This window comes from Paenarthrobacter sp. CM16 (genome assembly GCF_013179505.1).
Classification (GTDB): Bacteria; Actinomycetota; Actinomycetes; order Actinomycetales; family Micrococcaceae; genus Arthrobacter.
Window position 1 is genome coordinate 1 of record NZ_JABMCX010000305.1, and the last position, 5,412, is coordinate 5,412.

At 62.6% G+C, this 5,412-nt stretch carries 7 protein-coding genes and 1 pseudogene; 7 read left to right on the forward strand and 1 reads right to left on the reverse strand.

Going from position 1 to position 5,412, the window contains the following annotated elements; all coding sequences use genetic code 11:
- The 5 genes and pseudogenes from HP499_RS20215 to HP499_RS20235 all read left to right on the forward strand — a co-directional run.
- A pseudogene (locus HP499_RS20215) lies at positions 1 to 368 on the forward strand (iron-siderophore ABC transporter substrate-binding protein); the annotation flags it as partial.
- A 10-nt stretch (positions 369 to 378) separates the two neighbouring features.
- Positions 379 to 2,517, forward strand: coding sequence for an iron ABC transporter permease (locus HP499_RS20220; RefSeq protein WP_172325927.1), 2,139 nt, complete (start codon positions 379 to 381; stop codon positions 2,515 to 2,517).
- 53 nt (positions 2,518 to 2,570) lie between these two features.
- Entirely contained in the window at positions 2,571 to 2,966 is a 396-nt protein-coding gene (locus HP499_RS20225; RefSeq protein ID WP_172325928.1) for a hypothetical protein, read from the forward strand.
- Positions 2,967 to 3,040: 74 nt separating this feature from the next.
- The gene (locus HP499_RS20230) at positions 3,041 to 3,676 is read left to right on the forward strand and encodes a dihydrofolate reductase family protein (RefSeq protein WP_172325929.1); all 636 of its coding nucleotides are present in this window, start codon (positions 3,041 to 3,043) and stop codon (positions 3,674 to 3,676) included.
- A complete protein-coding gene (locus tag HP499_RS20235) occupies positions 3,673 to 3,873 on the forward strand; it encodes an MBL fold metallo-hydrolase (protein WP_172325930.1) in 201 nt (66 codons plus the stop codon). The genes HP499_RS20230 and HP499_RS20235 overlap by 4 nt, the downstream gene beginning before the upstream one ends.
- 157 nt (positions 3,874 to 4,030) lie before the next feature.
- Here the strand turns inward: HP499_RS20235 and HP499_RS20240 are convergent, their stop codons facing one another.
- Positions 4,031 to 4,456, reverse strand: a complete 426-nt coding sequence (locus HP499_RS20240) for a hypothetical protein (protein WP_253951718.1) — start codon at positions 4,454 to 4,456, stop codon at positions 4,031 to 4,033.
- A 231-nt stretch (positions 4,457 to 4,687) separates the two neighbouring features.
- Between HP499_RS20240 and HP499_RS20245 the strand changes: the two genes are divergently transcribed.
- A complete protein-coding gene (locus HP499_RS20245) occupies positions 4,688 to 5,170 on the forward strand; it encodes a pyridoxamine 5'-phosphate oxidase family protein (protein ID WP_172325932.1) in 483 nt (160 codons plus the stop codon).
- A gap of 7 nt (positions 5,171 to 5,177) precedes the next feature.
- The coding region (locus HP499_RS20250) for a molecular chaperone DnaK (RefSeq protein ID WP_172325933.1) at positions 5,178 to 5,412 on the forward strand (235 nt) is incomplete at its 3' end.

Below are 5,412 nucleotides of genomic sequence, written 5' to 3' on the forward strand. Positions count from 1 at the left end.
TCGCAGACGGCTGGGTTGCTGACGGCAAGGTCTCCATCCGTCCCTTCACCAAGGGTTCACTGCTGGCTGACATCAACACTGAGTTGGGCCTTGTGAACCCCTGGACGGTTGAAGGCGATCCGGCCTATGGGCTGGGCTCCACCGACGTCGAAGGCCTGACCGCCGTCAACGCCGACCACTTCGTCTACATCACCAACAACGCCGATGGCGATTTCACCGAGCAGTTGGCTGACAATGCGGTGTGGAAGTCGCTTCCGTTCGTCTCGGCCGGCAAGGTGCACCGCCTGACCGACGGCATCTGGATGTTCGGCGGCCCTGCCTCCATGACCCAGTACGTCGACGCCATCGTCGCGTCCCTCACCAAGTAATACCATCCGAATGACCGACACCGTGAAGAGGCCCGTCACGACCGTTCCCGCGGCCGTGGCGGGTGCTCCCGTACCTGCCACGCCAACCGGGCAAGGTGTCCGCCGGCGCTCCGGCCCCGTCCTGGCAGCCGGCGCCGGAATTGTTATCCTGGCCCTGTTTTCGATGATCCACCTCACGCAAGGAACGGCCGACGTCGGCCCTTTCCAGCTGTTGGGGCTGCTCACCGGAGGCGGAACAGACCAGGAAACCGCAGTGTTGGTCGCTTCGCGGGTACCGCGGCTTTTCGCCGGCCTGTTGGTCGGCATCGCGTTGGGGGTGGCCGGTGCAGCACTGCAGTCGGCCACCCGCAACGTCCTTGCTTCCCCGGACACCTTGGCGGTCAATGCCGGAGCCCACTTTGCCATCGTGGCAGTAGCGGCTTTCGGGTTGACACTGCCTGCGCTGCTGTCCGGCGGCATTGCCTTTGTGGGCGGACTGGCTGCGGCGCTCCTGGTGCTGGCGTTATCCGGCGGGGGAGCCAACGGCAACGGCGGTCCCATCAGGTTGGTGCTGGCCGGAACAGCACTGGCCCTCGGCCTGCATTCGGCCACCAGCGCCCTGTTGCTGTTGTTCAGCCAGGAAACCACCGGACTCTACGCCTGGGGCCAAGGCAGCCTGGCCCAGTCACGAACCGATGAGCTGTTCCAGTTCACGCCGATAGTGCTCCTGGCCATCGCCGGCCTTTTCCTTCTGGCACGGAGGATGGATCTGCTTGGCTTGGGCGACGATGCTTCGAGGCTGGCAGGCGCGGATCCGCGCCTGGGCCGGGTTGGCGCCGTCGTACTCGCAGTAGTCCTGTCCGCCGCAGCGGTAACCATCGCAGGACCCATTGGTTTCGTGGGCCTCTGCGCTCCTGCGATCGTGAGGCTCCTGGCTTCCCGTTTCCGCGGACTGGGACGGCACCGGGCGCTGCTGCCAATCTCCGGTCTGGCCGGTGCCCTAGTGGTCATCGGAGCTGACGTCCTGGTTCGTGGTCTTTTCGGTGCCCAAGCCGGCGTCGAAGTCCCCACCGGGGCAGTTACTACAGTCTTCGGTGCCGTTTTCCTGGTGATTTTGGCCCTGAAGATGTCCGACGCAGGCTTGAGTGTTGCCGGTGATGCCCTGGCAAGGCTTCGTTCACGGCGGTTCTTCCTTACCGTGCTGATCGGGCTTCTGGTCCTCCTTACTGGCTTGCTGGTGGCCGGAGCGTTGCTGGGTGATGCGAAACTCCTGCTCGGTGATCTGGTCAATTGGCTCACGGGCCAGTCCGGGAACCGTGTCAGCGCCGTGCTGGGCACCCGCATGCCACGGGTCCTGGCTGCCGTACTTGCCGGAGCGGCCCTGGCCCTTGCCGGTGCGCTGATTCAGGCGGTTTCCCGGAATTCCTTGGCCGAGCCCGGCATCCTGGGCGTCTCCGGCGGCGGTGGCCTGGCCGCAATCATTGTCATCACCACTGTCCCGGCGGCGGGTTCGTGGGTCATTACCGGCTCCGCGCTAGGGGGCGCTGCGTTGTCCGCACTGCTGGTCTTTGGCCTGGCCTTCCGCGGAGGACTGCAACAGAACCGCCTCGTATTGATCGGCATCGGTGTGTCCGCGGCATTGGCGGCAATGATTACCGTCCTGCTGGTGAGCACGGACCCGTTCAACCAGACGAAGGCGCTGACATGGTTGTCCGGCTCCACCTACGGCCGCAACTTCGCCTCAGTCCTGCCGCCGCTCCTCGCCTTGCTGGTGTCCTTGCCGGTGCTGGCGGGAATGCGACGGGATCTGGACCTCATAGCCGTGGACGACGACTCTCCCCGCGTGCTGGGCATCAGGCTCTCCGGATCCCGCCTGCTCCTGCTCTCGGTTGCTGTGCTCTTGACCGCGGGTGCTGTTTCATCCGTGGGTGTGATCGCGTTCGTGGGATTGGTGGCACCCCACGCTGCCCGCACCCTGGTGGGGGCGAGGCACTCCCGGGTCCTTCCCGTGGCCGCCCTCATCGGCGCCTGCACCGTGGTTTTCGCGGACGTAATCGGCCGCACGGTCATTGCGCCGGCACAGATTCCGGCAGGCATCATGACGGCTTTGGTAGGCGCGCCGTACTTCGTCTATCTGCTGTGGCGTTCCCGGGTGGACCGAAACCTCTAACCGTCTGCTTCATACCTGCCGGACATCGGCCTCCACCACATAGGATCAACCGTATGGCCGGTTCCGTGGACGTTCTTGGCCCCATCCTGGAAATGATGTCCTGGGTGGGGTTCGTCCCGGGTGTGCCTTTGCTGATCAGTGCCTGGATCATCGCCAAACGCCGATGCGTGTGGGTCACTGCGGACGGTGAGCGATTCGCCGCCGGAGGATTCATGGGCCTTCACTGGGTTGACCAGGACCACGAGGAACGCAAAGTCCTGTTGGACGTCCCCGCCGCTGACGGAAGCTATGAGCCCCGGGCGGTGGTGGTCCATTACGACCCCTGCCATCCTTCCCGGTGTTCGCTTCAACCACCCAGGTTCGATCACACAGTGTTGATTCTGGGCTGGATCCTCACCGGAGTCGGCATCTTGAGCACGCTTGGCGGGTTTGCGCTCCTGGTCCTATAAACACGAACCTCTTGAATGGCTCTTTGCCGCGGGGCTAGCATGGCTCCGCACGGCAGTTCCGAGGAGGCAGCCGCATGAGCCAGTCAACACCAAGCGAGCCATCGGCAACCCTGATGGTGGACCTGATCATCTCCCTGGACGGCTACGCCTCCGCGGAGGGATGGCCCGGGTGGTGGGGCCTTGAAGGTCCTGAGTACCTGGCATGGCTTGAGGAAGAGGGCAAGAAGGACGTCACCTTGTTGATGGGTGCCACCACGTATCGGGTCATGTCCAGCATGTCTGATCAGGCTTCTTCAGACAGTTCGGGTTTCTCGGAGGAAGAGGGGGCCAGCTTGACCGGGCTGGCCGCCATGCCCAAGATCATCTTTTCGTCCACCGTGAAGGAACCCCTGGCGTGGCCCAACTCAGAACTTATTCCCGGTGACGCCGTGGAAGCCGTACGCGAACTGAAAAGGACTCGGACGGGCACGTTGAGCACGCTGGGCAGTTTGAGCTTGTGCCGTTCCTTACTGACTGCCGGACTGGTGGATAGATACCGACTGGTGATCTTTCCCGTGATCACCGGGAAAACCGGTAGTGAGCGCATCTTTGATGGCTACCCCGACGTTGCACTGGAACTGGTGGATAGCAGGACCTTCGATGGCCGGTCTCAACTGCTCGAATACATCCCGAGGGTCATTGACGGCCCGCCGGCAAGCCGACAGCCATGAACCGGGATCTGGAGGACATCGCACACTGTTTGCAGAACGTTGGTGCAGGCTGGGGCGACGACTCGGACGTCGTGCTCACGCATGCGCATCCTGACCACCTCGGCGGTCTGGATGACATCCTGACCAGGACGACGGGAGTTGCTGTGTGGGCCGGCGAAGGGGAATCCGGTGTCATGGTCCTTGGTGGAGAGATCTAAGAGGCTTCTGATGGACAGCTCACCCGCGGATTACGGGTGATAGCCACACCCGGCCATACACAGGGGCATATCAGTGGGCTCCCGGCTCCAGGCCTTGCTTAATGAGCCTGCGGGAGGGTGGTAGCGTCGGTGTTCCGTTGTGCCGCCGTATGAATCTTCAGTGTGGTTGCTGGGCCTGTTCCTCGAAGAAAGGTGCCAGGCATTCGGCGTAGTGGTTCATGGTCTCGGCGAAGGTGAGCAGCCTTATGGTCTCCACGCCGGCGGTGACCGGTTCCCCCTTACTGTCGCCAACAGAGCACAACAATGGCTCTGCGCTGAGTCCGTTGGCAGTGAGCGTGGCGATACCCCAGGGGTGGTCGGGATCGGCTACCGCAATGCCTGCCGCGTCAAAAGTGTCCCTGAGGACATTGCCCGTCACGGTGCGCCACGACTGGAGATACTGTGGCTTCAGGAGTTCAATCAGGTCCTCGTCCCTGGCTTCGTAGGCGGACCCCAGTGCCGTGGTAAGGCCATCCCATTCCTGCGTGTCACGGACCATCAGGTGCGCGGCACGGAGGTGGGCAATTGTTTCATTCAACGTCATGGCAGTCCCCAAACTTCCAGTCCCATTGCATACCCCTCAGGGCAGGCATGACGCCGTCGGCTGTCATTACCAGGAAGAACGGTCGGGGGACCGGCAAGATTCCCGATTTCCCGTGGGCCCGTGATTCCTGACCGTTTTGCGACATTCCTTGGCCGCCTAGTAAATCAGTAGTCTTACTATTAGGCTGGCGGCTTGGGGAAATTCCCCGGCACGCAGAAAAGGGAGGCAAGCATGGCCGACGAGCAAAGCATCACCAAGGTGACGGAGATTATCAACGACTCCAAGATCGGAATGCTGACCACCATCAACGAAGACGGCGCACTGGTCAGCCGCCCGCTGGCCGTTCAGGAAGTCCAGGACGACGGCGACATGTGGTTCTTTACAGGGCTGGACACCTCGCAGGTTGCGCATGTGAGGCAGGATCCCAGAGTCAACGTTTCTTTCGGCAAGAACACTGAGTGGGTTTCGGTGGCTGGTACAGCCGAGGTTATCACCGACCGCCAGAAGATCCGGGACATGTGGAACCAAGTGGTTGAGGCTTGGTATCCGGAGGGGCCCGATACTCCCGAGGTCTGCCTGCTCCATGTTGACTCGGATTCGGCAGAGTATTGGTCCAGCCCGGGCGGGACCGCCGCTACTGTGCTGCAGTGGGTCAAGTCCAAGGTCACCAATTCCAGATTCAGCGTGGGCGAGAGCGGGACCGTGGAGCTCTGATCCATCCATGACGGACACCGAGCGGTTCCGCGTCCTCCTTGAGGAGGAGCGGGACCGCAAACGGAAGCTGCTGAACGCGCTGCGCAGTGACATCACCTCGGTGAGCCGTGCACGCCAGGACTCCAATGTGGACGACGAGCATGATCCAGAGGGCAGCACCATAGCCTTCGAGCTTTCGCAGGCCGAAGCCCTCCTTGACCAAAGCCGCGTCGGCTTGACGGAGATCGATGCTGCCTTGGGCC